At 65.6% G+C, this 26,549-nt stretch carries 19 protein-coding genes; 3 read left to right on the top strand and 16 right to left on the bottom strand.

All coding sequences use genetic code 11. From position 1 onward, the window contains the following. Window positions 1-59 precede the first annotated feature (59 nt). The 13 genes from PSm6_RS30755 to gspG form a co-directional block, all read right to left on the bottom strand. Window positions 60-3,890 carry a two-partner secretion domain-containing protein gene (locus PSm6_RS30755; protein ID WP_265168535.1) on the bottom strand — a complete coding sequence of 1,277 codons (3,831 nt, stop codon included), beginning with the start codon at window positions 3,888-3,890 and terminating at the stop codon, window positions 60-62. 207 nt (window positions 3,891-4,097) lie between these two features. Further along, window positions 4,098-5,249, bottom strand: a complete 1,152-nt coding sequence (locus tag PSm6_RS25150; protein ID WP_265168534.1) for a substrate-binding domain-containing protein — start codon at window positions 5,247-5,249, stop codon at window positions 4,098-4,100. A gap of 562 nt (window positions 5,250-5,811) precedes the next feature. After that, complete coding sequence (locus PSm6_RS25145) at window positions 5,812-6,606, bottom strand: DUF2145 domain-containing protein (RefSeq protein ID WP_081711625.1); 795 nt, start codon at window positions 6,604-6,606, stop codon at window positions 5,812-5,814. Between the two features lie 1,194 nt (window positions 6,607-7,800). Beyond that, the gene (locus tag PSm6_RS30665) at window positions 7,801-7,989 is read right to left on the bottom strand and encodes a PAAR domain-containing protein (protein ID WP_371877157.1); all 189 of its coding nucleotides are present in this window, start codon (window positions 7,987-7,989) and stop codon (window positions 7,801-7,803) included. 125 nt (window positions 7,990-8,114) lie between these two features. Then, window positions 8,115-8,894 (bottom strand): hypothetical protein, encoded by a 780-nt coding sequence (locus tag PSm6_RS25140; RefSeq protein WP_265168533.1) that lies wholly within the window; start codon window positions 8,892-8,894, stop codon window positions 8,115-8,117. Continuing rightward, a complete protein-coding gene (locus PSm6_RS25135; RefSeq protein ID WP_265168532.1) occupies window positions 8,891-11,569 on the bottom strand; it encodes a glycoside hydrolase family 19 protein in 2,679 nt (892 codons plus the stop codon). Before PSm6_RS25135 ends, PSm6_RS25140 begins: the two co-directional genes overlap by 4 nt. Window positions 11,570-11,912: 343 nt before the next feature. Then, window positions 11,913-13,121, bottom strand: a complete 1,209-nt coding sequence (gspF, locus tag PSm6_RS25130; protein WP_021217643.1) for a type II secretion system inner membrane protein GspF — start codon at window positions 13,119-13,121, stop codon at window positions 11,913-11,915. Further along, the gene (gene gspE, locus PSm6_RS25125) at window positions 13,121-14,539 is read right to left on the bottom strand and encodes a type II secretion system ATPase GspE (RefSeq protein ID WP_021217642.1); all 1,419 of its coding nucleotides are present in this window, start codon (window positions 14,537-14,539) and stop codon (window positions 13,121-13,123) included. The genes gspF and gspE overlap by 1 nt, the downstream gene beginning before the upstream one ends. Continuing rightward, window positions 14,536-16,932, bottom strand: coding sequence for a type II secretion system secretin GspD (gene gspD / locus PSm6_RS25120; RefSeq protein ID WP_265168531.1), 2,397 nt, complete (start codon window positions 16,930-16,932; stop codon window positions 14,536-14,538). Before gspD ends, gspE begins: the two co-directional genes overlap by 4 nt. Next, complete coding sequence (locus tag PSm6_RS25115; protein WP_021217640.1) at window positions 16,929-17,480, bottom strand: type II secretion system protein M; 552 nt, start codon at window positions 17,478-17,480, stop codon at window positions 16,929-16,931. The genes gspD and PSm6_RS25115 overlap by 4 nt, the downstream gene beginning before the upstream one ends. After that, window positions 17,473-18,642, bottom strand: a complete 1,170-nt coding sequence (gspL, locus tag PSm6_RS25110; RefSeq protein ID WP_265168530.1) for a type II secretion system protein GspL — start codon at window positions 18,640-18,642, stop codon at window positions 17,473-17,475. Before gspL ends, PSm6_RS25115 begins: the two co-directional genes overlap by 8 nt. Then, window positions 18,639-19,607, bottom strand: a complete 969-nt coding sequence (gene gspK, locus PSm6_RS25105) for a type II secretion system minor pseudopilin GspK (protein WP_021217638.1) — start codon at window positions 19,605-19,607, stop codon at window positions 18,639-18,641. Before gspK ends, gspL begins: the two co-directional genes overlap by 4 nt. An 8-nt stretch (window positions 19,608-19,615) precedes the next feature. After that, on the bottom strand, window positions 19,616-20,065 hold the full coding sequence (gene gspG, locus PSm6_RS25100) for a type II secretion system major pseudopilin GspG (RefSeq protein ID WP_021217637.1): 450 nt from the start codon (window positions 20,063-20,065) through the stop codon (window positions 19,616-19,618). A 282-nt stretch (window positions 20,066-20,347) separates the two neighbouring features. Here gspG and gspI point away from each other — a divergent pair, with 282 nt between their 5' ends. Further along, window positions 20,348-20,725 carry a type II secretion system minor pseudopilin GspI gene (gene gspI, locus PSm6_RS25095; protein WP_031287085.1) on the top strand — a complete coding sequence of 126 codons (378 nt, stop codon included), beginning with the start codon at window positions 20,348-20,350 and terminating at the stop codon, window positions 20,723-20,725. Between the two features lie 2 nt (window positions 20,726-20,727). Here the strand turns inward: gspI and PSm6_RS25090 are convergent, their stop codons facing one another. Then, the gene (locus PSm6_RS25090) at window positions 20,728-21,156 is read right to left on the bottom strand and encodes a type II secretion system protein N (RefSeq protein ID WP_021217635.1); all 429 of its coding nucleotides are present in this window, start codon (window positions 21,154-21,156) and stop codon (window positions 20,728-20,730) included. A gap of 57 nt (window positions 21,157-21,213) precedes the next feature. Here PSm6_RS25090 and gspH point away from each other — a divergent pair, with 57 nt between their 5' ends. After that, window positions 21,214-21,684 carry a type II secretion system minor pseudopilin GspH gene (gspH, locus tag PSm6_RS25085; RefSeq protein WP_031287084.1) on the top strand — a complete coding sequence of 157 codons (471 nt, stop codon included), beginning with the start codon at window positions 21,214-21,216 and terminating at the stop codon, window positions 21,682-21,684. Then, on the top strand, window positions 21,684-22,301 hold the full coding sequence (locus PSm6_RS25080; protein WP_021217633.1) for a PulJ/GspJ family protein: 618 nt from the start codon (window positions 21,684-21,686) through the stop codon (window positions 22,299-22,301). The genes gspH and PSm6_RS25080 overlap by 1 nt, the downstream gene beginning before the upstream one ends. A 443-nt stretch (window positions 22,302-22,744) precedes the next feature. Here the strand turns inward: PSm6_RS25080 and glgB are convergent, their stop codons facing one another. Together glgB and PSm6_RS25070 are read right to left on the bottom strand one after the other, a co-directional pair. Continuing rightward, window positions 22,745-24,946 (bottom strand): 1,4-alpha-glucan branching protein GlgB, encoded by a 2,202-nt coding sequence (gene glgB / locus PSm6_RS25075; protein WP_031287089.1) that lies wholly within the window; start codon window positions 24,944-24,946, stop codon window positions 22,745-22,747. Next, window positions 24,943-26,544 (bottom strand): putative maltokinase, encoded by a 1,602-nt coding sequence (locus PSm6_RS25070; protein WP_021217651.1) that lies wholly within the window; start codon window positions 26,542-26,544, stop codon window positions 24,943-24,945. The genes glgB and PSm6_RS25070 overlap by 4 nt, the downstream gene beginning before the upstream one ends. Window positions 26,545-26,549 lie beyond the last annotated feature (5 nt).

The following is a 26,549-nucleotide window of genomic DNA, read 5'->3' as shown; positions in this document are numbered from 1 at the left end:
GTGTTGCGCCAGGACCAGCTCCCGAGCCTGGCGTACCGCATCGGTCGCCCTGGGGTCGTTTATCCGATAGGACGGGGCGCCGAGTGCAACGGAGAGGCTGCCCCCGATGCCCCTGCGCCACCGGCCTCGGCCTTGAACTGGCCATCCAGATAGAGCCCGCTGGTGGACGCGAAGGCGATGCTGCCGCCATGGCTGGCCACGGGGGTGGCGCCCTGCCCCGGGATGTCCAGCACGGCCTGGGCACCGGATGCGTCCAGGCGCGCGCCCTGGCGCACCACCACGAAGGCGTCGGTGGCGGTGAGGCCGCCCGTGGCGTGATCGATCTCACCGCCGATGACGATGCTGCCGCCGTCGCGCACCGTGCCATAGCGATTGCCACGGCTGTCCACGGCCGTAACGGCGCGGGCGGCGGCATCCAGCACGGCGTTGTCGCCGATCCAGATGGACTGGTAGGTCTCCAGCGGTTTCTGCAGCTCGGTATCCGGGGCCGAAACGATGATCGATCTGACCGAGATCCGTCCGCCCCAGGCGTTCAGGGTCCCGTCCACCGTCACTTGGCCGATGCCGGCCAGGCCGATGGATTGGCCCGGGTCGACATTGAGCATCGCCCCCTTGCCCACCAGCAGATGGGTGGTGGCGATATCACCCGCCGCCGTGATGCCGCTACCGGCGCGCAGCGACAGGCTGGCGCCCTGGCGCTGGGTCAGCACGCCCTTGGCGGCGTCCTCCAGGTAGAGAGGGGGCGTCCAGGTTTCCAGGGCGTCACGGGGCGCGCCGCCCGCGGCCAGGTTGGTCGCCCCATCGCCCTGCCGGTACACCGGCATGCTCACATCCACCCGGGTGCCATCGGCCACTTCCAGGCCACGGTTGCCCGCCACCTCGTAGGCGGAGAAGCCCTTGTCGAAAAAGTCGCCACGCAGCAGCAGGGTACCGGCATCGGCCGAGGTGGCGCTGTCGCTGATCAGCACCTTGCCGGCCTGCAACGCCAGGGTTCCACCGCCCTTGACGCCCTGGCCGCGCAGCTCGCCGCCCAGGCCCAGTACACCTGCGCCACTGTCGGTGTTGGCGTTGGCCGCCAGGGTCAGGTTGCCGCCCTTGCCGCCTTGCAGCTTGCCGCTGGCCTGCAACGCGGCGCCGGAGGAGACGTCCACCAGGCTGCCGCTACCCAGTAGGGTGCTGCCGCTGCTGCGCAGGGAGACGCTGCCGCCATCGAGGTACGCCAGCGCACGGCTGTCGTTCGGGTCCAGTAGCAGGTTGCTCCACAGGCCGCTGGCATCGAGCCTGGCGCCAGCGCCGAGGGTGACTGAGGCCACACCGCCCAGGGTGGTATCGGCCTTGCCGTTGGCGGTGATTTGGTTGAGCACGTTGCCCAGCTCGATGCTGCCGCCATGGGCAGTGATGTCGGCGTTCACTTCCACCTTCGGACCGAACAGGATGACATTGCCCGCCGGGGCCACCTGCAGGTCGCCATCGACGCGGATGCCCTCGCTGGCGGCCACCTTGACCGCCCCGAGGTTGAAGCCGTTGAGCTGGGCGCTATCGAGGTACAGGGTGCCCTGGCGGCCAGCCGGCAAGGCCGAGCCCAGGTCCAGCCCATCGGCGATGCGGGCGCCGCCCTCGCCGAGGATCACGTTCTTCAGGGTGTTGGCATCGGCGCCCAGGGCGTACTCCAGGGTGCCGCTGCTCTTCACGTACCAGGGGGTGTAGCCGCCCACCACCAGCTGGGCGCCACGGGCCACGGCCTTCTGCGACTGGCTGTAGCCGTCGAGGCCGGATTGGGCACCTTGGGTCTGGCGCTCGCCCTGGTAGGTGTCACTGGCCAGGGTGCCTTCCAGCACGGCGTTGCGGGTGCCGATCACCAGGGTCCCGGCGTCACGGCCCACGGTGTAGCCGCCTTCCTTGCGTTCGGTCGAGGCGATCAGCGGGTTGTAGTAGTAATCGGTCTGGCCCCAGCGCTGGCTGTGGTCTTCGTAGCCCTTGTAGAGGCCGGTGTAGAGGATGTCCCCCGGCGCGCTGGAGAGCTCGTAGAGGCGCCCGTCGGCGCCCTTGAGCCAGGTCTGCTTGATAGTGCCGGCCTGCACATCCAGGGTGCCGCCGGAGAGGTTGATCTGCGAGCCCGCCTGGGTCACCACCTCGTTGCCGGTGAAGCTGACGGTGCCGCCCTGGGCCATCCACTCCGCCACGCTGTGGCCCTGGGTACCCAGGTAGCCGCTGACTTCCAGGAGGCCGCCGGCGGTGTACCAGCGGTCGGTGGCGTAGCCGTTGGTGCCGGCGGGCACGAACACCAGGTCGCGCACATCGACCCACACGTCATTGTTGTTCAGGCCGCCACCGTCGCGGTTGACCGAGGAATCGCGCTGCTCGTTGCCCTGCAGGTTGACCTTGACGCTGTTGGACGCCATCGCGACCTTGACCCCGGTGGCGCCGGAGACGTCGATCACCGCGCCATCGCGCACCAGGCTGCGCTGGCCGGCGTTGACCGCTACCTGGCCACCGGTGGCCAGGGTGATGGAGCCTTTCTGGAAGTCCACGGTGCCGCTGCTGTCGATCTGCACCAGGGACAGGTCGCGACGGTAGGCATCGCCGGGAATGACCTTGCCGTCCTGGGTCACCGCCGGCGCGATCAGCGCATCGCGCTGGCTGTCCAGGGCCGTGGCGCTGGCGTCCAGCAGGATGGCGGTGGTGCTGCCCTCGCCCAGGGTCACGCTGCCGTTGGCGCCGGTTGCCGTGAGGTGCACCGTGCCACGGGCATCGGCCGAGGTGCTGGCCAGGGCCGCGCCGTTCTGGCGCACCTGGTGGCCGGCCAGGGTCACATCGCCGCTGGCAGCGAGGATGACCCCGCTGTTGGTCACCGTGCCATTGCCGCCGACGGTCACCTCGTTGCCACGGGTGGTGGAGGTTGGGCTGCCGTCGGTGCCGTAGCCCTTGCGGATGGTGAAGCTGTCACCCGCCGCCAGCAGCGCCTGGCCCTTGGGCGTGGCGATGGTGCCGGCGTTGTCCACTTCCTTGCCCAGCAGCAGCACGTAGCCGCCACCAGCAGTGGAAGTAGCCGGTGCGGCGGTGTTGAGCTGCGCGCCCTGCTCCACGCGGATGGCGCCCTGGGCGTTGGTGAAGGCCGGGGTGCTGCCGCTGTAGAGGCCGCCGGTCTTGAACTGCTCGTCGCTGAAGTCGGTGGCCGCGGCCACCAGGTTGCGCACGTTGACCTGGCTGCTGCCGCTGAACACCACGCCATTGCCGTTGAGGATCATCACCGTGCCGTCGCCCTTGATCTGGCCCTGGATCTGGCTCGGCGCCGTGCTGTTGTTGACCTTGTTCATCAGGGCCCAGCTGGCGTCCTGCTGGAAGGCCACGGTGGTGTCGCGGCCGACGTTGAAGGTCTCCCAGTTGAGGATGGCCTTGTCGGCGGTCTGCTTGATGGAGACCAGCACCTTGCCGTTAGCGTCGGTCTGCACCGGGCCCTCGGCGTTGATGAACAGCGGCTTGCCGTCCGGGCCGATCACCACATTGAGGCCGTTGCCGCCCAGGCCGTTATGGAGGGTCTGCGGCCCGCTGGAGGCGGCGGCGCGGCCTGCTGCCTGCGCGGCCTGGGCCGCAGCGATGGCGGCCACCGTGTTGTTCATGTTGGCGAAGCTGCGCCCCAGGCGCTCCTGCACCCGTTGCTGCTGGGCCAGGGGCGGCGGCGTGCCCGGCGCCGGGGTGGTCGGCCGAACGGCGCCCGATGCCTGCGCCGCGCCCTTGGAGGCGAACCAGGATGAGCTGAACGCCTGCTCCGCCTGGGCGCCACCAGTCAGCAGCATCAGAGCGATGGCCTGGGCCAGGGGCTTGAGCGGCAGGAAGGTGTCGTGGCGGGTGGCGGTGCGGGAAGCGGGCTTGCTCGGCTGGGAACGCATCACTACGGATCCTTGTGTACTCGCGAAAGACGGGCGCATCGCCCTCCCTTGAGGTGCGCGCCATGGCTATACCCCAAGGCGGTGCCAGCGGCCTCCGACCGAACTTTTGTCATGCAAAGTTCATCTGTCCGGCAGGCGGCTGAAACAGGAAAACCGGCAATGGCGCGAGGCCATTGCCGGTTCGTGGAGCGGTGCCTGTTTAGAGGCTTAGAGCGGACGACCGATCTGGTTGCAGGCAGTGGTGTTGCCGATGGCCAGGGAGTTGGTCGGGGTGTAGAAGGTGCTGCGAATAGCAGTCTTCCAGTCGTCGGTCAGCGGGATCAGCTTGTTGGCGATGATCTCGTCGTCGTTGTTGTTGAGGTCATCGGTGTTGTAGTGACGGCCAACGAAATCACGGATGGAAGTGCGGTCGGCGGTGTCCTTGTAGCACTGGCTGAACACCAGGTTGGTGTAGCCGACGATCTTGTAGCCGCTGGCGGGGTTGGCCAGTACCGGTACCCACTTGGAAGGATCGGCGCGATCAGCAACAACCGGCGGAGCGATGGTGCTCAGGGCAGTAGTGACGTTACCGATGGTAGGCAGCAGGCCATTGACCTTGGCCACTACGGCGTTGTTGGTGGCATCCACGTCTTCCGGGCCGACGTAGCCGATGGCGCCTTCGGTGGAAGCGACGGTGCTGGCCAGGTTGGCGCTGCTGGTGGCAGCGATCCAGGAAGCCGGCTCGGCGCCGACGTTGGCGGTGGTGAAGGTGCTGTTGGTGGTGAACTTGGCCGAGCACTGGCTGTTCAGGTGACGGGTGAATATCTCGGTGGTGCCGCTGCTGCCGGCACGGTAGACGACCGTGATGGCGGTAGCCGGGTAGCTGGCGTTGACCTGGTTCCAGGTGGTGATGGTGCCCGAGAAGATGTCGCACAGCTGAGCACTGGTCAGGTCCAGGTTGTTCAGCGCGGCGCCACCGGCCAGGGTCAGTTTGTAGGGGATGGTCACCGAGGTGGCGGCCGAGGGAACCTGGACCAGCGGGCCCCAGTTGGCGGCGCTGCTGGTGGGAACGGCCGGGGACTGGTGAGCGGCCTGGTAGGTGGAGATCTCGCTGGCGGACAGGATGGAATCGCTGCCGGCGTAGTCGACGGTGATGCCGGAAGCCAGGCCCAGCTTGGTGGAGTCGTTGGTCAGCACGGCGGATTTGCCAGCGCCGCTGCCCACGCCGATGTAGGCGTTGAAGCCCGACGACAGGACGGTAGCGGTGTTGTACAGGTTCTGCGGCAGAGTGGCGCCGCCACCGACTACGGCAGCCATGGCCTGGGCGGAGCACAGGCCGGCGACGGCCATGGAAATAGCGAGAACATTGCGCTTGAACATGAAGAATCTCCTTTCATCGTGTCTGGACGTTGAGTGGTTCGCTCTTGCATCACGCTGCGGCCTGGCCCCGAGCAACATTCCCCTGCTCGTCGGTGGGCTGGCCACGAGATAGACGTTCTCAACTTCCGGTGACAGAGAAAGGAAAAAACCTCGGGAGCTTGCGCAGATTTTTTCCAGTATTTCTCGGGAGTTAGCGAAACTTTCCTGACATGTCGGCCAGTCCCTCCAGCCATTTCCCATGGGGTGTGGATCGCCCTCTCCCGCCATTGCTGAGCCGGGCTGTCGTTGCATGACGGAAGGATGAACCCGAGTGAAGGAAAAGCAGGGCTCAGGTGTGGGTGGCGCAAGAGTGACCATTGGAGAGGTTCACGCGCAGCAGCCTGTGGTACGAGGCTGGAGAATGTACAAAGAAGGAGGAAGCGGTTAGCCCATCCCGACTCGGGGGCGTCGAAGAACCATGACTCGGCGCTTTGGGGCAGTTCCAGAGCACGTGCTTGATGCGTGAGAATATAAGAACGGCCCTGAAAGGGCCGTTCTGAACAGTGAATTACCCAATTTCAGGTTAAATTTCGATCTCGTAAATCTCCTTACCCAAATCGTAATCCTTCATAAAGTTCGCAATGGTCGAATACGTTGCCGTCTTGATTTCTCCGCCATGTTCCTCGGGAAAGAAGTCCTGAACGAACATAGAGCCAAGCACTCGCTTCACGCTGCCGATTTTTATAGCCTGCGGCTTGAAATAGGTTCGCTTGTTTGCAGTTAACTGCGCGCGATCACTCGTGCCATAAATAGCACTAAAAAGAACGTTCAGCGTGAACCCCGTACAGTTCTGATACCGCTCAGAATCCATCTTCGCAACAACGGAGTAATTGGAGTTATGCAATTTTCGATAATCGGAGGAATCGATTATTTGCAGCAGCTTCTCCTGGAGTGATGGCTTTGGAATTATCACGCCCGACTTCAATGAGTAGACTCCAGCATAGAAGTCCAAAGGAAAGTCACTTATCAAGTCGCTGATATTTTTCTGACCTTCGCGCTGATACAAATTATAAACCTGGTAGCCTTTCAGCTTCCGACCGTCTTGGGCGGTGATATCCGAATAGACCCAGAATGCCACATGAGTATATTTGACCCCCTCGGGCAGCTCGCTTTCCGGCCTACCGACCCGAGATACGATCGCAACTCTAGCCCCTCTTTCAGCAAGGCTTTTTTCCACTTTCTTAGAAAAGGAAATCAGTTGCTCGGCCGTGTACTGGTCATTGTTTTCAGTCGCATCACCCTGGTTGGAGAAACCTTGTGCAATGGCAAGGTATGGAAACAATAACGCCAAGAAAGGCAACGAATATTTTTTGAACATTGAACTCTCCTACTCCGCCTTCGGCGCAGGGCCCGCTGAAACCGTCTCGTCGGAGACGTGCAAAGGTTTGGAATCACCAGTAGCGTCCAACAGGGTATCGCCGGCTGTGTCCGCTGCCTTTCCAACGGCGCCTACAGCTTTCAACGGCAAGGCCACGGCACCCGTGACGACTTGGCCTGAAGCCACCGCCCCGTGAGTTGCTGCGGAGGCGGCATGTCCCGAGGCAGCGGCTGCATGCTGAGTAGAGGCTGCGGCATGTTGATAAGGCCCGCCTGAGCAGCCCAACAACACGAGCGAGAGTGCGGTAATACTTACTTGATTGGCATTCACTTCGATTATTTCCTTTTGCTGTTAATTTAGCTCCGCACCAAATTCTTGATGATTATTGCTCGCACAGAGCCACCATGATGCGATAATTAATAAACCAACTTGTAACATTCAAGGAAAGAGCAAAAAGCAGGCGCATAATACGAATTAGCTCGCACCCCTGCGCCAACTCGACCACCTATCCTCTCTCACTCATGAACTTATGAACTTATGAAGCGAGACTCTAAGTCATACCCAGAACAGAAAATAGACGGCACGCGCCTGATTTGCGTACGGCGCCATCTTGATTTGGCAATGGAAATTTCCTAACACCAAGGAGGCCGGCGTAAGACTCTCTGACTTCCATTACCCCCCTGAGCAACCACAACACCAAGGACAATAGAAAACAGCAGCCACACCCAACCAGCCTCGACCAACCAGCGGAGTTGACGATATGAATTAAACCTATTGTGACGCCACACAGACAAAACGCTTAATTGCTTCGCCAGCAGAAAAACACTTCACATTTATACTTGCCCCGCAGGGGGCAATGACGTGAATCCAATTTCAAAATACAAATTTTCCGCCCCAAAACTCCATCGCTCAAATCAGCAACTGCAAAATCGCAATTAAAATCCCTTCCATCTAGCGAAAAATGCTGTTTTTTTCCGAATCCGGATCACCGCCTCCCAACCCTGAACCCCACAACTGTTAACATTAAAGTCGCCCCCTGGGACCTGAATCACTTCCTTCCTCATGAAGTCATAAACAAGCAAGAGTAATTTGTACTACTGCTCCCAGCTCTATTATCACCACCAACAAAATCCCCTACAGCCATACACGGCTCCTTCAGAGCTGCAGGAACCTTATTAAACTGGACCGGCATACTCAGCTCGCGGTCGCTCCAGGCAATGGCGTGAGAAGTACGCAGCAGCAGGCGCAACGATGGCCATGAAAGGCAACCGGTACGCCATGATCCTTGAACACTGGGTATCCCTCAGCGACCACCGTCGAACCGTGGCCGGGAAAAGACAAGTGACTGCATCGCCAACGCGTGCCACCGCTATTCCGAAAAATTTCATGTCAGCAGAGCGCTGATATAACCGTACCGTCGCCAGTGGTATTGGCGCCTAGACAAATGATTCCGTTCATCAATTACGTCCCAAGAACTAGTTTAGCTAAACCTCCAAAGAGTCTCATATCTAATGGAATGCGCACGATTCAACATCACTGCAGCGCAACCAGCCTTCAGTTACCACCTTTCCTTTATAACGAACTTTCACCCACGACCCGTAGGTATTCTTTGAAAAGCTGCGAACCAAATATTTATCATCCTGCACTAGGTATTTTTTTGAGAGCTGCTGTACAAACGGTTCGGAATAGACAAAAGCACGCCTGGACAAAACAGTTCCAACAATGGGTGTTCGACCTTTAAAATCTTCACTATCAGACACCAAATAATCAGAAACCACCCCATCAAAATCGAACGCCCGTCTAGATATATACCCGCAACCAATACACGCGTCTTTAAACGCCAGACCGAATACCCCCCTCTCAAATTTATATATATCCTCTACCCATGCCGACCCGCCTCTATATGAGCTGATCAAGTACCCATCCTCTTTACGATAATTACATATGCTCCCTTCGGAAAACACAACCTCAGACAGAGCATTACCTTTCAGATCGTACCTAAAAACCTTCGAACAAGAATTAACCCCTCCGCCCGCTGGAATAGTCATCACCACTTCATCCACACCATCACCATCAATGTCATCCAGCGTGACCGACGTATATATATCCTCCGTATCCTTTACAACAGCCAAAGGAACTATCACGGACATTTTACGCCCAGCCTGCATGACAGATAGCGTGAGTGGACTGACAGACTCTACATCTAGCAGAATTTGACTATCTGAATTAGCCGCACCTGAAGAACATATCAAAGCAAAAAAAATCAATAAAACTTCAAGATATCTCATCCCAACCCCCACTCACTTATTATTCTCCCAAATATTTTTTCCCTCTCCGCAAGCCCATTATCCCCACCATTAACCGCCAGAGTTACTAGCCTCACGTTCCGAGGTTCATTTTCTATCAGAATATTTATATCTCCCTTGGCGTCGTATTTTTTATGTACACCGCCATTTTTCCTCCAGAACCAGCATGAAGCATCCACTGCCAGATACATATCCTCTGCAAGAAGATATGGATTAGACACGAAATCAAAGCCCTTAAAATCCGAGTACAACTTATAGTTTTTCTTCCAAGTCAATTGAATCAGGCCTTTGCCCTTGTATTTCGGACCATCGCCCAGCTCTGTATTACCATTCTCAACAGCATCGGGATGATTGCCAGGGTTGTATCTTTCTCCAGACCCGAACTCAACCGCAGTCTCAAAATGCGCACACTCATGAAAGCACTGAGAAATAAAATGCGCTTGCTGGTAAGGAGTTTCTATTCCATATCTTCGAAGAGCACCATTTAAAATATCTATAAAATCATATTTATTGAATTTATAAATATTCGGGTATCTCTCAGGAAATGCGTTAACAAAATTCGCACCACCTCCCACCCCCGTAAACCAGTCCCCAATTTTTCCGGTGACTTCTTCCAAAAACTCAACTGTAATTCGATCTCTGGAAGCTAGAGAAATACCGAATATTAGAGGGTGCAAACACGAAACGGTCCCAGAGGCTGGGAGTTTTCCGCTAGTCACAATATCTCCCCACCACCCTAACTCTCTTATCCGCTCCTTCTCCGCCACCCAATTCAAGATAGGTGTCGATCCCGTATGCCCCAGCACCTTATCCAGTGCATCCCACTTCCGTTGTTGATAGAACCACTCACTTTCGTAGTGAATGACCAATTGAGAAATGGACTGGGCGTAGGCGGGAACCTTGAGCGCCTTCTGAATCTCGTCAGTGGTGATCTTCCCATCACGATCTGCATCGATGATTTCGAAGAGCCGCTCTCTTACCGGTCCTTTGTCTGATGCATCGGCCAGGGGCTTCCACTGCTCCATTTCCTTGCCATCAAAGTAATCGCCCATGTTCAACAGGAAGTGGGCCAGGGCGTTCTGTGGCGGGTCGTCGTTGTAGATGACTTCATAGCCGTCCCACGACCAGGGGTTGACCCAGGGCGTTACACCGATTTCATCGCAGATCCACCCCATGGGGATGTCCTTGCCCGCTGCGTCGATCAACAGGTCATCCAGGCGATACCAGTTCCTGGCCTTGGACGTCTCAGTGGCGGGTACGGTGATCTTTCTATCTGCCGACAGGCCGTCCAGTTCGGTACGCGGGATCAGCAGCTTCGCACCGCTCGCAACATGGGGGTCGCCAAGGTTCGGCGGAGCCGAGTGGCTGTGGCCTGGCTGGTGGACGACGACCGTCGTGCCCTTTTCCAGCTTCAGCCAGGTTCTGGCTTTCTCGGGCATTTGGTCTGCCCATTGGCGGCTTCGAGCGAAGAAGGCCTCCACGTTTTCACAGGCGAAGACTTCCAGGTGCAATCGCTCCTGCGGGGCCTCCTCATTGCTCTCCTGGTAGGGGCCGAGGTGACCGATAAGGTCGCCGGCCTTGATCGGGCGGGGCCTGTCCAGCACCACGACCTTCCCCCGTTCGGGTACGCGCTCACCCTCCAGCGAAGCGAGATGCACGTACTGGACGACGCTTTCCAGCTTGCGGAAGTCGCCTTCTCCACTGATGGTGATTTCCGTGCCGCTGGGCAATTCGAAGATCTTGTCGCGGGAGGTGTCCGGTGTGGGTCGCACCCGCAGCGCATCACGGGTCGTATTGACCCGATAGGCTCCACCGCCCAGGTCCAGCAATGCGCTGAAGCCGACATAGCCTTGCAAGGTGCCGTCTGGGTTTTGCAGTTTCACCGGCCCCTTGATGCCCTCGACTTTGCGATAGGCACCTTCACCGCTGACGGTGATGGCAGTGCCTTGCGGTAGAAAGCCGATGGTCTTGCCCTGAGTCGGAGCGTGCCTGAGGTTGAGGCCTCTTTCGCCAGCACGGACAGGACTGAAGTCTGTATCCGTCTTCACCCGGTACTGGTTCGACTCCGGCCAGAACGCTGGCCGTGGTTTGTCAGGGTCCGCCAGGTAGCTCGCCCAGTCCGCGAGGTGCATGTACAGGCTGTAGAAGATTAGGCTGGGGGGCGTGTCGGCGACGCCTTCGATCTTCGGGGCCTCCAGACGGTGGCAGACCAACACGAAGCCCGTGGCGAAGGGTGCCTTCATGATCACGCCTGGTGCCGGGAAGAACGTGGTCTTAGGCGTTTGCTCGGGAATGCGATAGGCGATCACCTCACCATCGGCCAGGCAACGCACGAAGCTCTGGCCTTGAGGGCCCGCCGTGCCCGCCGTGCCTGAATCGAAATGCACCCCGCCATGCCACAGGCCATTGCGCCCCAGCGGAAAGTAGCCCGACTGTGCCTTGGCCAGCGTGGCCAACTGCTGGAAGACGGACGAGGTATCGCCAAAGGGGTGACTCCAGTTCTTCACCGCCGGCAAGTCGCTTGGCGGCGGCGGTTCTGGCGTCGGAGTCGGTGCGGGAGACACCGCGGTCACCGATACGGTGGAAGGCGCGGGAGGTCCGTCGCGCCAGCGACGGTACTCATCCCTCATCGCGTCATAGAGATCGAGAATGAACAAGGGGCACGCTCCTAACGGCATAGGTACGAGAAGCCTGTGAGGCTGGCGGTGGTATGCCCCGCATGCAGCCAAGGTCCGCAACCACATGAGTACAAGATGGCGAGCCTGCATCCGGGGCAAGACAGTAGGCTGAAAACCCCGATGGGCTGGGAATAGGGAAAAGCCCCCAAAGGGCTCGGGAAGCGTCCGAAGCAGGCATCGGCGCGCGGGAACTATCTGATGTACAGGACGAGGCTCGCCTTGTTCAGTGGGTCCCGCGTACGCGGGGATGTCGGTGCACTGGAACTTCCCTGCTCGCCTCGTCACCCTCGCGAACGCGGGGGCCCATTCGACGGAGAGCTCGCTACTGCACCAGTTGGTTGATCTCGATGATGGGCAACAGCACGGCCATGACGATGGTCAGCACCACGCCGCCCATGACCACGATCATCAGCGGCTCCAGCAGCGCGGTCATGCCCATGGCGCGGCGTTCGATGTCGCGGGACAGGGTCTGTGCGGCGCGGTCGAGCATGGGCGGCAGGGAGCCGGTCTTCTCGCCGCTGGCGATGAGGTGGATGAGGATGGGCGGGAACACGCCGCCGGCCTTGAGCGCGCTGGCCAGGCTGATGCCCTCGCGCACGGCGAGGGTGGCGTCGGCCACGCAGGCGGCCAGGCGGTCGTTGGCCAGGGTTTCGCGGGCGGCGTCGAGGGCGCGCAGCAGCGGCACGCCGGCGCTGCCGAGAATCGCCAGGGTGGAGGCGAAGCGCGCGGTGTTCACACCCAGCACGAAGCGCCCCAGCAGGGGCAGGCGCAGCACCCGGGCGTGCCAGGCCAGGCGCGCGGCGGCGTCGCGCAGGTACATCCGCCAGCCCCAGAAGGCCCCGGCGATGCCGGCGAAGCAGACCACGCCCCAGGCACGGACGAAGTCGCTGGCCTGGAGCATCACCCGGGTCAGCGCGGGCAGGTCCTGGCGTGCCTGGGAGAAGGCGCTGACCACCTGGGGCACGACGAAGCCGAGGAGGAAGACGACGATGCCGATGGACACCAGCCCCACCACCGCCGGGTAGATGAAGGCGGTGAGGATCTTGCCGCGCAGGTTGTTGCGCTCCTCGATGTAATCGGCCAGGCGCTCCATCACCTGGGCCAGGTTGCCGGATTCCTCGCCGGCGGCGATCAGCGCGCGGTAGATGTCGGGGAAGTCGCGCGGGCGTGCCGCCAGGGCTTCGGCCAGGCGCATGCCGCTGCGCACGTCGGTGCGCACCGCGCCCAGGGTCTCGGCGATATGGCGGCGCTCGGCCTGGTCGACGGTGGCCGACAGCGCCGACTCCAGCGGCAGCCCCGCCGCCAGCAGGCTGGCCAGCTGGCGCGTGGCCCAGGCCAGGTCGCCATCGGACAGCCGCGGCGCGAACAGGCCGCCAGCAGCGCTGCCACCGCCCTCCTCCTCGGCCAGCTCCAGGGGCGTCAGGCCACGGGTGCGCAGCAGGCCCATGGCGCCGCGCGGGCTGTCGGCCTCCAGGGTGCCGCTCTCGATGCGGCCGCTGGCGTCGGCGGCCTCGAAACGGTAGCGGTTCATCAGGCGTCCCTCGTGACGCGGAGGATTTCCTCGGGCGTGGTGAAGCCGCCCTGCACCCAACGCTCGCCGTCCTCGCGCATGCTGGCCATGCCGGCGGCACGGGCGGCCTCGCGCAGGCTTTGCTCGGCCTCGCCCTGGTGGATCAGGCGGCGGATGTCGTCGTCGATCACGAAGAGTTCATGGATGCCGGTACGGCCGCTGTAGCCGGTGTTGTTGCAGGCGGCACAGCCCACCGCGCGCCACTGCCCGGGAAAGGCCGGGTCAGGCTCGCGGCACTGGTTGCACAGGCGGCGCACCAGGCGCTGGGCGAGCACGCCGAGCATGCTGGACGCCAGCAGGAAGGGCTCCACGCCCATGTCGGTGAGGCGGGTGACGGCCGAGACCGCGTCGTTGGTGTGCAGCGTGGCCAGCACCAGGTGCCCGGTAAGCGAGGCCTGCACGGCGATCTGCGCCGTCTCCAGGTCGCGGATCTCACCGATCATGATGATGTCCGGGTCCTGGCGCAGGATGGCGCGCAGGGCCAGGGCGAAGCTCATGTCGATGCGCGCGTTGACCTGGATCTGGCTGATGCCCGGCAGGTCGTACTCCACCGGGTCTTCCACCGTGAGGATGTTGCTGGTGGCGGCGTCCAGCCGCGCCAGGGCGGCGTAGAGGGTGGTGGTCTTGCCGCTGCCGGTGGGCCCGGTGACGAGCACGATGCCGTGAGGCTGGCGGATCAGCCGGTCGAGCTGTTCCAGCAGCGTCGGCGCCATGCCCAGGGTTTCCAGGCGCAAGCGCCCGGCCTGCTTGTCCAGCAGGCGCATCACCACCCGCTCGCCGTGGCCGGTGGGCACGGTGGACACGCGCACGTCGATGGGCCGGCCGGCCACGCGCAGGGCGATGCGGCCGTCCTGGGGCAGGCGTTTTTCGGCGATGTCCAACTGCGCCATGATCTTGATCCGCGACACCAGCGCCGCGTGCAACGCCTTGCGCGGGGCGACCACGTCACGCAACGCGCCGTCCACCCGGTAGCGCACCACCGAGTGGGTCTCGAAGGGCTCGATATGGATGTCGCTGGCCTCGTCCCGTGCGGCCTGGGTCAGCAGGGCGTTGATCATGCGGATCACCGGCGCGCCGTCCTCGGTATCGAGCAGATCGGTGACCTCGGGCATGTCCTGCAGCAGGCGATCCAGGTCCACCTCGCTCTCGGCGGCGCCGACCACCGCGGCGGCGCTGCCGGTGTCGGCGTAGGCGCTGGCCAGCAGGGTTTCCAGCTCGGCATCGGTGACCCGCTGGATGGGCGTGGCGCCGTGGCGACGGCGCACTTCGCCGATGGCCCAGCCGGGGGTGCTCGGGCTCACCAGCAGCCGTGCGCCCTCCCCCTCGCCCTGCAGCAACAGGCGCTGGGCGCGGGCCCAGGCGTAGGGCAGCGCGCTCATGGCTGCTCGCCCGGGCGCAGCGGCACGGCGCGCATGGGCCGGGGCTGCGGGGCCGGCAACGGCGCGGCCGGGTTCAGCGGCATGGCCTGCTCGGCCGGCGGCAGTTGCGGCGCCTGCATGTCGGTGAGGGGCCACTTGTGCTCCGGCTGCATGGCGCCCTGGGCACGGCGGATGAAGTCGTAGCGGTTCAGGGTGATGCTGCGCCCCACGCTGTCGTCGCGGATGATGTAGGGCCGCAGGAACACCATCAGGTTGGTCTTGGTCCGCGAGCGGCGGTCGCCGCGGAACAGCGCGCCGATGCCGGGCAGGCTGCCGAGGCCGGGCACCGCCTCGCTGCTCTGGATGAAGCTGTCCTGCAGCAGGCCGCCGAGCACCATGATCTGCCCGTCGTCGAGGAGGATGCTGGTGTCGATGGCGCGCTTGTTGGTCACGGTGCCGGCGTCGTTGTCGGCGCGCTCGTCGACGCTGCTGACCTCCTGGTAGATGTCCAGCTTCACCGTGCCGCCTTCGGAGATCTGCGGGCGCACGTTGAGGCGCAGGCCCACCTCCTCGCGCTCGATGGTCTGGAACGGGTTGTTGCTGGTACCGCCGCCGTTGGTGACGTAGTTGCCGCTGACGAAGGGGATGGTCTGGCCGACGAAGATGCTCGCCGCCTCGTTGTCCAGGGTCAGCAGGTTGGGCGTGGACAGCACGTTGGTGCCGCCCTTGCTCTTCAGGGCGCGGGCCAGGACCTTGAGGTCGAGCACGCGGCCGATGCCGGGGATGTCCACGCCGCCGGAGACCTTGCCGATGCTCAGGCCGCCCGGCAGTGCGTCGATGCTGTTCTTGGCGCCGGTGTTGATGCCCGCGCCGCCGAGGTTGGCGCCGCCGATCCAGCCGTTGCCGGCCAGGTTGCCGGCCTGCCACTGGATGCCGAACTCGCTGGTGTCGTCTTCGCTGACTTCGACGATCAGGCTCTCGATCACCACTTGGGCGCGGCGCTGGTCGAGCAGGTCGATGACTTCGCGCAGGTTGCGGTACAGCGGGTCGGGCGCGGAGATCAGCAGGGTGTTGGTGGTGGTGTCCGCCTGCACGGTGACGCCGTTGGCGGAGAAGGCCACCGCGCCCTCCTGGCCGCCCTGCCCCTTGGCCGCCGACAGCAGGCCGCCGCCCGACTGCCCGTAGCCGCCGGAGCTGCCGCTCTGCCCGTTGCTGCTGGTGGCGGTGCCGGAGCTGGAACCGCTGCTGCCGGTGCCACTCTGCGTGCTGCCCCCCAGGTTGCCGCCGTTGAGCTGGGCACGGCTGCCGTCGCCCTGCCCGGCGCTCTCGCCCTCACCGGTGAGCAGGCCGCGCAGGGCCTGGGCCAGCTTGTTGGCCTGGGCGTTGCGCAGGTAGACCACGTGCAGGTTGCTGGGGTTGCCCTGGGCGCTGTCGAGCTTGGCGATCAGCTGCCGGGCCAGCTCGCTGCGCTCCGGGCTGCCGGTGCGCAGGATGATGCTGTTGGAGCGCGGGTCGCCGATCACCGCGACCTTCTGCGCAACGTCGTTGCCCGGGCTCTCCATCAGCTCGGAGACCATGGCGGCGATGTCGGTGGCGATGCCGTTCTGCACCGGCACCACATCGGTGTCGATGGAGCCGGGCACGTCGATGTTGGCGATGATCGCCGCGACCCGTTCGAGGTTCTCCGCGTAGTCGGTGACCACGACCGTGTTGTTGCCCGGGTAGGCGTTGATCGGGTTGTTCGGCGAGACGATGGGGCGCAGCACCGGGATCAGGTTCACCGCGTTCTCGTACTGCAGGCGGTAGGTGCGGGTGACCATGCCGTTGCCGCCGGGGCGGTCGGCGTCGCTCACCGGGCCACCGAGCAGCTTGGCGTCCGCCTCGGGCACCACCTGGCTGACGCCACCCACTTCCACCACCGAGAAGCCCTGCATGCGCAGCGCCGCCAGGAGCATGTCGTAGGCGGTATGGGCCGGCACCTCGCCCTCGGACACCAGGGTCAGCTGGCCCTTGACCCGGGGATCGGCGAGGAACTGCCGGCCGGTGGCGCGGGACAGCGCCCGCAGCACCGCGGGGATGTCCGCCTCGACGAAATTCAGCTGCACCGGCTGGTCGCCCAGCCCGGCGCTGCGGGCCTGGCGCGGCGGCGTGCCCGTGCGATGGGCGGCCTGTTGCGCACGCTGGGCCTGGGCCGCCCGTTGCTGGCGCTCCGCCTGGGCCTGGATGCGCTCGCGCTCCGCCAGTGCATCGCCCTGCCCCACCTGGGCCATGGGCCGGCCCAGTTCGCTTTCGGCGGGGATCACCGGCGGCGGCGTGCCACCGGACTGGCTGCAGGCGGCGAGCACCGCCGCGAGGGAAATCGCCACCCCATGCCGCAGCGGTCGCCGCAGCCCTTGTCCATCGAACCGCTTCATGAGGATTCCTTAGCGCCTGGCGCCTGTTCCATGCCGACGACGCCGGAAAGCCGCGCGTCCGTCTGTTCGCTCTGTGTCCCGCCGTCGCGCCGCAGCTGCACCTGGCGCAGCTCCAGCGGCAGGCCCGGGGTCACGCCCAGCAGCCAATCCATCACCCCTTGCGCGGGGGCGCCTTGCAGTTCCAATCGCCAGTGCGGGCCTTCCGCGCGCAACTGGTAGTGGCCGGCCAGACCGTTGTCATCCAGCCCCTGGCGCAGCAGCGCTTCCAGGGATGCACCGGGTGCCAGGGCTGCGGGCCCCTGCACCTCGGCAAGTACCGCTTCGAGGGTGTGCGCCTGGGCGCGCAGGCGCGGCAGCTCGGCCTGCCAATGCTCGATGCGCGCCAGGGAGGGTTCGATCAGGGCGAACCACAGCAGCATCGGCGGCAGCACCAGGGCAGCCAGGCGCAGGATGCGCCGGTCACGCGGGCCCAGCCGCTGCCAGCGCTGGCGGGCCTGGGCCGTCTGCTCACGCCAGGTGCCCCGCAGTTTCAGCAGGCGTTCATTCATCACGGCCGGCCTCGCTTTTCAGCGCATCCGCCGGCAGGCGTTTCAGGCTCCAGCCATCGGCGCCGATGCCAGCTTGCAGCCCGGCCTGGGCCAGGGCCGCCTGCCAGGCGGGGTCCGCCGGGGGCTTGCGCACGCCGGCGCGGGGCGTCAGGCGCAGGGTCTCGCCGTCGTAATCGATGGACTCGATGGCGCCCAGGGCGAAGGGCATGGCGCCAACGGCCTGCTGCACCATGGCGGCGAAGCGCCCGGGGCCGTCCTGGGTGCCACCGGCCAGGCGCGCGTCGCGCTGCTGGCGGGCTTGCTGCAAGGGGTTGAGCACCACCGGCAACTGCGGGAAGACCTGCTTCACCCGCTGCGACATCTGTTGCTTGAGCGCCAGGCCCTGGCTGGCCATCTGCGAGGCGTGGAGGTTGAGGCCGAGGGTCCACACGGCAGCAGCCAGGGCGCAGCAGGCCACGGCCCGACCCCAGCGCCGCGGCCCCTGGGCCGGGCCCGCAAGCCCCAGCAGCAGGTTGCAGGCGGGCACCGCGCCGGTCCAACGGCGGCTGGCGGCCACGGCCTCGCCCGGCAGGCCTTCGGGCACTTCGCCGGGCCAGTCCGGCGCCACGCCGCTCTCCAGCAAGCGCGGCAGGCAATCTTCAGGCAGGGGATGCACCCAGCCGCCCTGTGCACCGTCGCGCACCAACAATTGGCCGTCGCGCAGCTGCGCACAGGCCGTGCCCTTGTCCGCCGCCAGGAAGAACGGTGCGCCATAGAGGCCACGGGGCTCCAGCGCGCATTGCCGCAGGCCGTGCAACAGGCGTTGCAGGCGCTCGCGTTCCAGCCAGACGAGCTGCACCCGGCCATCGGCCTGACGCGGGCCGTGCACCAGTTGCAGCCCCTCGCAACCGCCGAGCACCAGGCCATCTGCTGCGCAACGCACGGCATCGCCCAGGCGCGCAGCGGGCAACGGCGGCAGTTCGAGGCTGGCCAGCAGGCTGTCGTCGGGGTGCAGCACCAGTTCCACGGCCTTGCCCCGGGCCTGGCGACCCAGCTCGGCGAGGCTGGCAATGCCTTGGTTATCCAGGTTGCCCTGGCGGTCCAGCCAGGCGTACTCCACCTCGGCCTCGGGGCGCAGCCCGTCCAGGGCTGGCAGGGCGATCCGCAGCAGCAGCGCGCTCATGCGCCCACCCGCGACCAGACGATGCGCGGCTGGCTTTCCTCGGCACGGAACAACAGCGCCTCCACCGGGCTGCGACGCTCACCAGCACAGGCCAGGCCGCGCACCAGGAACCACTCGCTGGTGATGCCGATGCGCACCAGTTCGGTGGTCATGTCCGGCATGCGTAGGCGGTTGAGCACGTCGCCACTGTTGATGAACCACTGGCCGCGGTCGCGCTCGGCGATCAGCGCACGGGCGCGCTCCAGGCCAAGGCCGGGTACTCGCGCGGCGATCACCTCGGCGCTGGCGGTGTTGCCGTTGACCCAGGTGGGCATGGGCAGCAGCGTGACGAAGGGCGCCAGGCGTTGCAGGGCATCGGCTGGCACGCCAGGCAGGTCGGCCAGGTCTTCGAGGCGACGCAGCATGGGGCGCTTGGCTTCGAAGGCGCGATTCTGCGCTTCCGGTGAGGTCAGCCGGCCGCTGTCGAAGCCGCTGTTGTTGGCCGGTTCGCTGCGGGGCGGGTAGATGCGGTAGGCATAGGCGTCGATCACCCGGCGGGCGATGCGTGCGGCGGCCTCCTGGGGCACCCCCAGCAGCGCGCAGAGTCGCTCGAAGGTGGCCATCTCCAGGGGGTCGAGCTGCTCGTCACGCACCAGGTTGCGCAGGTTGAAGCGGCCCTGCTCGTCGAGAATCGCGCCCTCGAAGGCAGTCCCCTCACCCAGGCTGAGGTTGCGCAAGGGCTGCGCCCAGGCCTGGTCGAGCCGGGTGGCGGGTTCGCGCAGGCGCTCCTCCCACAGCCGCTGGCGGCTCCACTCCAGGGCGCCGCGCGCGGCCCAGGCGCCCTGCAGGCGCTGGTTCTCGCTTTCCACCGCGCGGGTGATGCGCGTCTGACGGGCGATCATGCCGGCGGCGATCACCGCCACTACGGCAGCGATCAGCAAGGCGCTGATCACCGCCATGCCGCGTTGGCTGGCCAGGGGATGCATGGCGCGGCCTACAACTGCCAGGAGCCGATATCGGCATTCACGCCCTCGCCCTCGGGCTGGCCGTCGGCGCCCAGGGAGAAGATGTCCACCTCGCCGTTGGCGCCGGGGTTGAGGTAGTTGTACGGGCGGCCCCAGGGGTCGTTGGGCAGGCGTTCGAGGTAGGAGCGCCAGTTGCTCGAGGTGGCATTCGCCGGGCGTTCCACCAGCACCTTCAGACCCTCGTTCTGGCTGGGGTAGCGGCCCTGGTCGAGGCGATAGAGCTTGAGCGCCTGCATCAGCCCGCCGATGTCCTGGCGCGCGGCGGTGGCGCGGGCCTGGTCGGGGCGGTCGAGCACCTTGGGCACCACCATGGCGGCGAGAATGCCGAGGATGACCACCACCACCATGATCTCGATAAGGGTGAAACCTTGCTGGCCATTCCGGCCGCGAACCGGGGAGCTGAACCGCGCGATATCCATCTCGACACTCCTTGGGTTTGCATCGGGCCGCGTCTCCGGGAGCCGGGCCTGTCCTTTCGCCCCGGATTGTTCCAAGCGCATATGTCACTGGTATTGAAAATCCTCGGGAGGATTTCCCCAGCACCGCGCCACGATGCCCACGCCATGGGGCCTGCGACGCGCTGCCACGGAGAACGGCGGCCGCGTTCTCCGGTGTTTCCGTCAGCGTTTCGTCAGACGCGGCCGCTAGGCTGGAGCCTTCTTCCCTGCCCTGTGACCCCCGCCATGCGCAAGGCCCACGCGATGCACCGACAAGCGTCCGGTTTCACCCTGATCGAAGTGCTGGTGGCGCTGGCCATCGTCGCCGTGGCCATGTCGGCGGCGGTGCGTGCCGCTGGGCAGATGACCCAGGCCGATGGCCTGCTGCGCGACCGCTCCATCGCCCTGCTGGCGGCCCAGGGGCGCATGGCGGAGCTGCGCCTGGAGGGGTTGCCGGGCAATGGCCGCAAGGTGCTGGAATGTGATCAGGGGCGCTTGCGCTTGAGCTGCGAGCAGCGCGTCACCCCCGTGGGCGACCTGCTGCAACTGAGCATCCGCGTGCATGACCGCGAACGCGGCGGCCCGCCCCTGGCACGCCTGGAAACCCTGGTAGCGCGCGACCGCCTGCAGGTGACGCCGTGAACTCAACGCAGGGATGGCAGCGGCGGCGCCTCGGGCAGGCGGGCGATGGACAGGCGCTGGGTTTCGCTGCCCCGGGCGATGATCACCGCGTCCCCCTCAATGGCATCCAGGCGCACGCCTTCGCCCAGGCTTTCGCCGGTGAGGAAGGCGCGCGGCGGTGCATCGTCGATGGCGAGGATGGCCACGGCGCCGCGCTCCCCGGCGAACAGCCCGGTGAGGCGCACGTCCAGCTGGCTGGCACGGCTGGCGAACCACTGCGCCGCATCGTGGGCAGCGGCCGGCACCGGCTGCGGGGCTTCGCTGCGCGCCTGGGCCTGCTGCGGCGTGGGGTCCCCCAGCAACAGCCCCCAGGTGACCAGGCCCGCCAGGGTGGCCGCCAGCGCGGCGCCCTGGACCCATGCGGTGGGGTTGAAGCGGCTGATAAGGCGCATCCGGCGGTCCTCCAAAAATTCCTGGCCCCGACGCTAGCAGCCGATCTTCACGGTTTTATTTCACCTCCTCCCGAGGTTGCCGGGCGGTCGCAACGGGGCTTCACCCTGATCGAGCTGATGGTGGTGCTGGTGATCGTCGGCATCGCCACGGCCGCCATCAGCCTGAGCATCCGCCCCGATCCGGCGCGCCTGCTGCGGGAAGACGCCAAGCGCCTGGCCCTGCTGCTGCAGACCGCCCAGGACGAGGCCCGCGCCGACGGCCGCGCCATCGCCTGGCAGGCGGACGCGCGCGGCTACCGCTTCCTGCGCCTGGGCGACGACGGCGCCGATGAGCGTGCGTTCGCCGGCGACCCGCAACTGCGCCCGCGTACCTGGCAGGTGCACCCGCTGGATGTGCGCCTGAGCAGCGGCCGCTGGCTGCTGATCGACGCCGAGTGGATAGGCGAGCCGGCGCGCATCGAGCTGTCCGATGGGCGCAACAGCGTCAGGGTCGTGCGTGAACCATCCGGCCGTATCGAGGTGCAGTGATGACGAAGCAACGGGGTTTCACCCTGATCGAGGTGATGGTGGCGATCCTGCTGATGGCGCTGGTGTCCCTGGTGGCCTGGCGCGGGCTGGACAGCGTGAGCCGCAGCGACGCCCACCTGCAGGCGGCGGCCGAACGCAACGACGAGCTGCTGCGCGCCCTTAACCAGTTGCAGCGCGACCTGGCCCAGCGCGCCACCACCGAACTGCTGGAACCCCTGCGCCCGGACGCCGACGCGGATGCAAAACCGATCCGCTCCGGGCCGCCGGCCCTGGTATTGCGCGGCGGAGGCAATGGCCCGCCGCGCCTGGAACTGGTGCGCGTCGCCCCGTCCCGCCCCGGCCGCCTGCTGCGGGTGCGCTGGTGGGTGGAAGGCGACACCCTCTACCGCGCCGCCTCCACCCCCAGCACGCGCTACCCGCTGCCGGCTCCCGGCAAGGGCGTGGCGGTGATGAGCGGCGTAAGCGAGTTCGACCTGCGCACCTGGCGCCCCGGCAAGGGCTGGGCAACCCTCACCGGCACCCCGGTGGAAAACCCCCGGGGCCTGGAGCTCACCCTCACCCGCCAGACACCACAAGGCACCGAGCATTACCGCCAGGTGATGGGGCCGTTCGAGTGAAACCCGGGGCACACCCCGTGAGCGAATTCATTCGTGATGGACTGTCCGGCCGCTCGCAGCGTTGTGCCGGCGGCGGATCTTTCGCGGCTGAAGCCGCTCCCACAACGTGGAGCCGTCCTGGCACGGATGTAGGTTGGGTTGAGGTACGAAGCCCAACGCAGCAGAGCCGAACCCCGCTCCGTTGGGCCTCGCTACGCTCGGCACCAACCTACGGCGCAGCGCCACCTTGTAGGTCGGGTGCAACCCGACGTTCCGGTTGATCCAAGGCACGATTCGTAGGGTGGATGACGCTCCACCCATCCACCATCGCGGCCCCGTGCAACACCGCGGGTGGAGGTAAAGAGCGACCTCCACCCTACGCAGAGCCCGCCCTTTTGGCCCGGTCCGACATCGCTCCGTTGGGCCTCGCTGCGCTCGGCGCCAACCTACGGAACAGCGCCAACCTATGGCAAGGTGGGTTTGAGGATCAGCGCGCCGAGCGGTGGGAGGTCGAGCACCAGGGAGTGGGGTTGGCCGTGACTGGTGTCGTCTTCGGCGTGCGCTTCGGCGAGGGTGCCGGCGTTGCTGCCGGCATAGGCGTCGGTGTCGCTGTTGAGCAGCACCTGCCAGGTGCCGGGCAGCGGTACGCCGATGCGGTAGCCGAGGCGCGGCACCGGGGTGAAGTTGTGCACCACCAATAGCGGCGCGCCGTCCTGGCCCTTGCGCAGCCAGGCGTAGACGCTGTTGGCCTTGTCGTCGCCGATCAGCCATTGGAAGCCTTCGGCGACGCCGTCCAGCTGGTGCAACGCGGGCTCGGCGCGGTACAGGGCGTTGAGGTCGCGCAGCAGGCTCTGCACACCCAGGTGCTCGCCGTAGCGCAGCAGGTACCAGTCCAGCTCGCTGTCGTGGCTCCATTCGCGCCATTGGCCGAACTCGCAGCCCATGAACAGCAGCTTCTTGCCCGGGTGGCTCCACATGAAGCTGAGGTACAGGCGCAGGTTGGCGAATTTCTGCCAGCGGTCGCCGGGCATCTTGTCCAGCAGCGAGCGCTTGCCGTGCACCACCTCGTCGTGGGAGATGGGCAGGATGAAGTGCTCGGAGAAGGCGTAGAGCAGGCCGAAGGTCAGCTGGTGGTGGTGATGGCTGCGGTTGACCGGGTCTTCGCTGGCGTACTTCAGGCTGTCGTGCATCCAGCCCATGTTCCATTTGTAGGCGAAGCCCAGGCCGCCTTCGCGGGTGGGCCGGCTGACCCCGGGCCAGGCGGTGGATTCCTCGGCTATCACCAGGGCGCCGGGCGCCTCGGTGGCGACCACGTCGTTGAGGTGCCGGAGGAAGTCGATGGCCTCCAGGTTCTCGCGGCCGCCGTGGCGGTTGGGGATCCACTCGCCGTCCTTGCGCGAGTAGTCGCGGTAGAGCATCGAGGCCACCGCATCCACGCGCAGGCCATCGATGTGGTAGGCGCGCAGCCAGTGCAGCGCCGAGGCCAGCATGAAGCCGTGCACCTCGGTGCGGCCGAGGTTGTAGATGTAGGTGTCCCAATCCTGGTGGAAGCCCTCGAAGGGGTGCTCGTACTCGTACAGCGCCGTGCCGTCGAAGCGGCCCAGACCGTGGGCGTCGGTGGGGAAATGCGCCGGCACCCAGTCGAGGATGACGCCGATGCCGGCGCGGTGGCAGGCGTCGATGAAGGCGGCGAAGTCGCGCGGGCTGCCATAGCGCGATGTCGGCGCGAACTGCGACAGCGGCTGGTAGCCCCAGGAGCCGCCGAAGGGGTGTTCCATGATCGGCAGCAACTCGATATGGCTGAAGCCCAGCTCCTGCACATAGGGGATCAACTGCTCGGCCAGTTCGTGCCAGCTGAGCACGCGGCCATCGTTGCCGCCCTCCTTGCGCCAGGAACCGACATGCACCTCGTAGATCGACAGCGGCCGGTCATGGGCCTGGCCGCGCTGGCGGCCGTCCATCCAGCCCTGGTCCTGCCAGTGGAACTCCAGCGGCGCGGAAACCACCGAGCCGGTGGCCGGCGGCAGTTCGGTGGCCAGGGCCACCGGATCGGCCTTCAGCGGCAGCACGCCGTGCTGGCCGAGCAGCTCGTACTTGTAAACCTCGCCCGCCTGCAGGCGAGGCACGAACAGCTCCCAGACCCCGGCCGGGTGGCGCAGGCGCATGGGATGACGGCGGCCATCCCAGCCATTGAACGCCCCGACCACTGAAACCCGCCGGGCGTTGGGTGCCCAGAGGGCGAAACGCACGCCGGGCACGCCTTCGTGCTCGGTGAGCTGGGCACCGAAGACCTTGCCCAGTTCGCGATGGTTGCCCTCGGCGAACAGGTAAAGGTCGGTCTCGCCCAGCAACGGACCGAAGCTGTAGGGGTCTTCGGTTTCCTGGAAGCCCTCGCCCCAATGGATGCGCAGGCGGTAGCGGTGCAGGCGCTCGGGCCGGGCGATGAACAGCCCGGGAGTGGCGGATTCCACCAGGCGGCCCATGGACTGGCCACTGTCGCCGTCCAGCAGTTCGACGCCCAGGGCACCGGGCAGGTAGGCGCGGATCACCGGCCCCTGGTCATCCTGGTGCGGGCCGAGGAAGGCGAAGGGGTCGCCGTGCTCGGCCCGTACCAGCGCCTCGATCTGGGCGCGGTCGGCGCCCTGCCCCATGGCTACATCGTTCATTGCTTGCTCCCCAGGAGATGACGGCCCAACTCCACCAGCCCCAGCATCGGCACATCCAGCCAATCGGGGCGGTAGCGGGCTTCGTAAAGGATTTCGTAGGCGGCCTTCTCGATGCTGAACAGCGCCAGGGCGGCGACTTCGCCGTCACGCTCGTGCCAGGCATGGGGCAGGCTCGCGGCGGCCAGCCGGTAGGCTTCGTGGAAGGCGGTGCGCGCCTGGCTGCGGTAGCTGCTGGCGATGCGCTGGCGGGCGCTGGCGGCCTCGCTGGGGGCATCGGCGCCCTGGGCGTTGCGCAGGGCCATGGCGGCGGCGTAATCGAAGGAGCGCAGCATGCCGGCCACGTCCTTCAGCGGGCTGTGGCGGGCGCGGCGTTCTTCTAGGCTGCGGGTGGGCTCGCCCTCGAAATCGATGATGAAGGCGTCGCCCCGGGCCACCAGCACCTGCCCCAGGTGCAGGTCGCCATGGACGCGGATGCGGATGCCACCGGCGCTGTGCCGGGCCAGCTTGCCGACCACCTCGAGCAGCCCGGCCTGGTGGCTGCCCAGCCAATCGGCCAGCGCCCGGGCGGACTCGGAAAGGCCCTCGCGGGATTCGGCCACCCGTTCCAGCGCCTCGTGCAACTGCAGGCCGACGCTGTGGGCCCAGCCGTTGGTTTCCGCGATATCGCTGCTCCGGTAGCCGAAGTCGGGGTTGTCGCTGGGGCGGGCCAGCACCTCGTGCATCTCGCCGAGGCGGCGGCCGAGCATGCGGGCGAAGGCTTCCAGTTCCCCCAGTGCGCTGTGCGGGCTCTCCTGCCCGGATGCGCCGCCGGCCAGTTCGTCGCGCACGGCGCGCTCCAGGGTGTTCAGGGTCCACTGCCAGGCATCGCCCTGGTTGCTGAGGAAGGCCTGCAGCACCATCAGCGTATGCGGCGTGCCGGCCTCGTCGACGCGGCGCACCTCGCCCAGCAAGGGCGGGATGTTGGCGAAGCCGTGTTCGGTGAGGTAGCCGCCCATCTCGGTTTCCGGATGGATGCCCGGCAGCACCCGGCGCACCAGCTTGAGCACCATGCTGTCGCCGATCACCGCCGAACTGTTGGATTGCTCGGCAGACACCAGGCTGACGTCGCCGTCCAGGTCGCCGATGAAGTCCACCAGGCGCGAGGTGGGCACGAACTGCAGCTCGCTGCCCTGCCAGCGCAGCACCTGGCCACGGCTCAGCTGGCGCACCACCTGGCGCACGAAGCCCGGCAGGGTGAAGGCGTCGGTGAGCAGGCCCACCTGGCGGCCCCGGTGCAGGCGCGCCAGGGCCAGGTGTTCGGGCGCAGCGCTGCCGGCCTGGTGCTCGGTGACGAAAGCCAGGGGCAGCTGGTAATGCTCGCGGCGCTCGCCGTCGCGGCACTCCACCTCGGCCAGTACGCAGAGTTCGTCCGCCTCGCCGAAGGGCACGGCATAGAGCAGGTGCACCTCGCCCGCCGCGTCGCCGGAGAACCAGCGGCGCCTGGGCAGGTAGGCCGCCAGGGAATCCTTCATCAGGGAGCCGCTGGCGCCCTGGAGTAGCTCTTGCAGGTCCTGCTCGATGACCAGTGTGTGCAGCTCGGGCCGCTGTTGGTTCGCCATGGCGT

The sequence above is a fragment of the Pseudomonas solani genome, assembly GCF_026072635.1.
GTDB lineage: Bacteria > Pseudomonadota > Gammaproteobacteria > Pseudomonadales > Pseudomonadaceae > Metapseudomonas > Metapseudomonas solani.
Note: the sequence above shows the minus strand (reverse complement) of the source record. Positions and strands in the feature narration are given on the sequence as shown.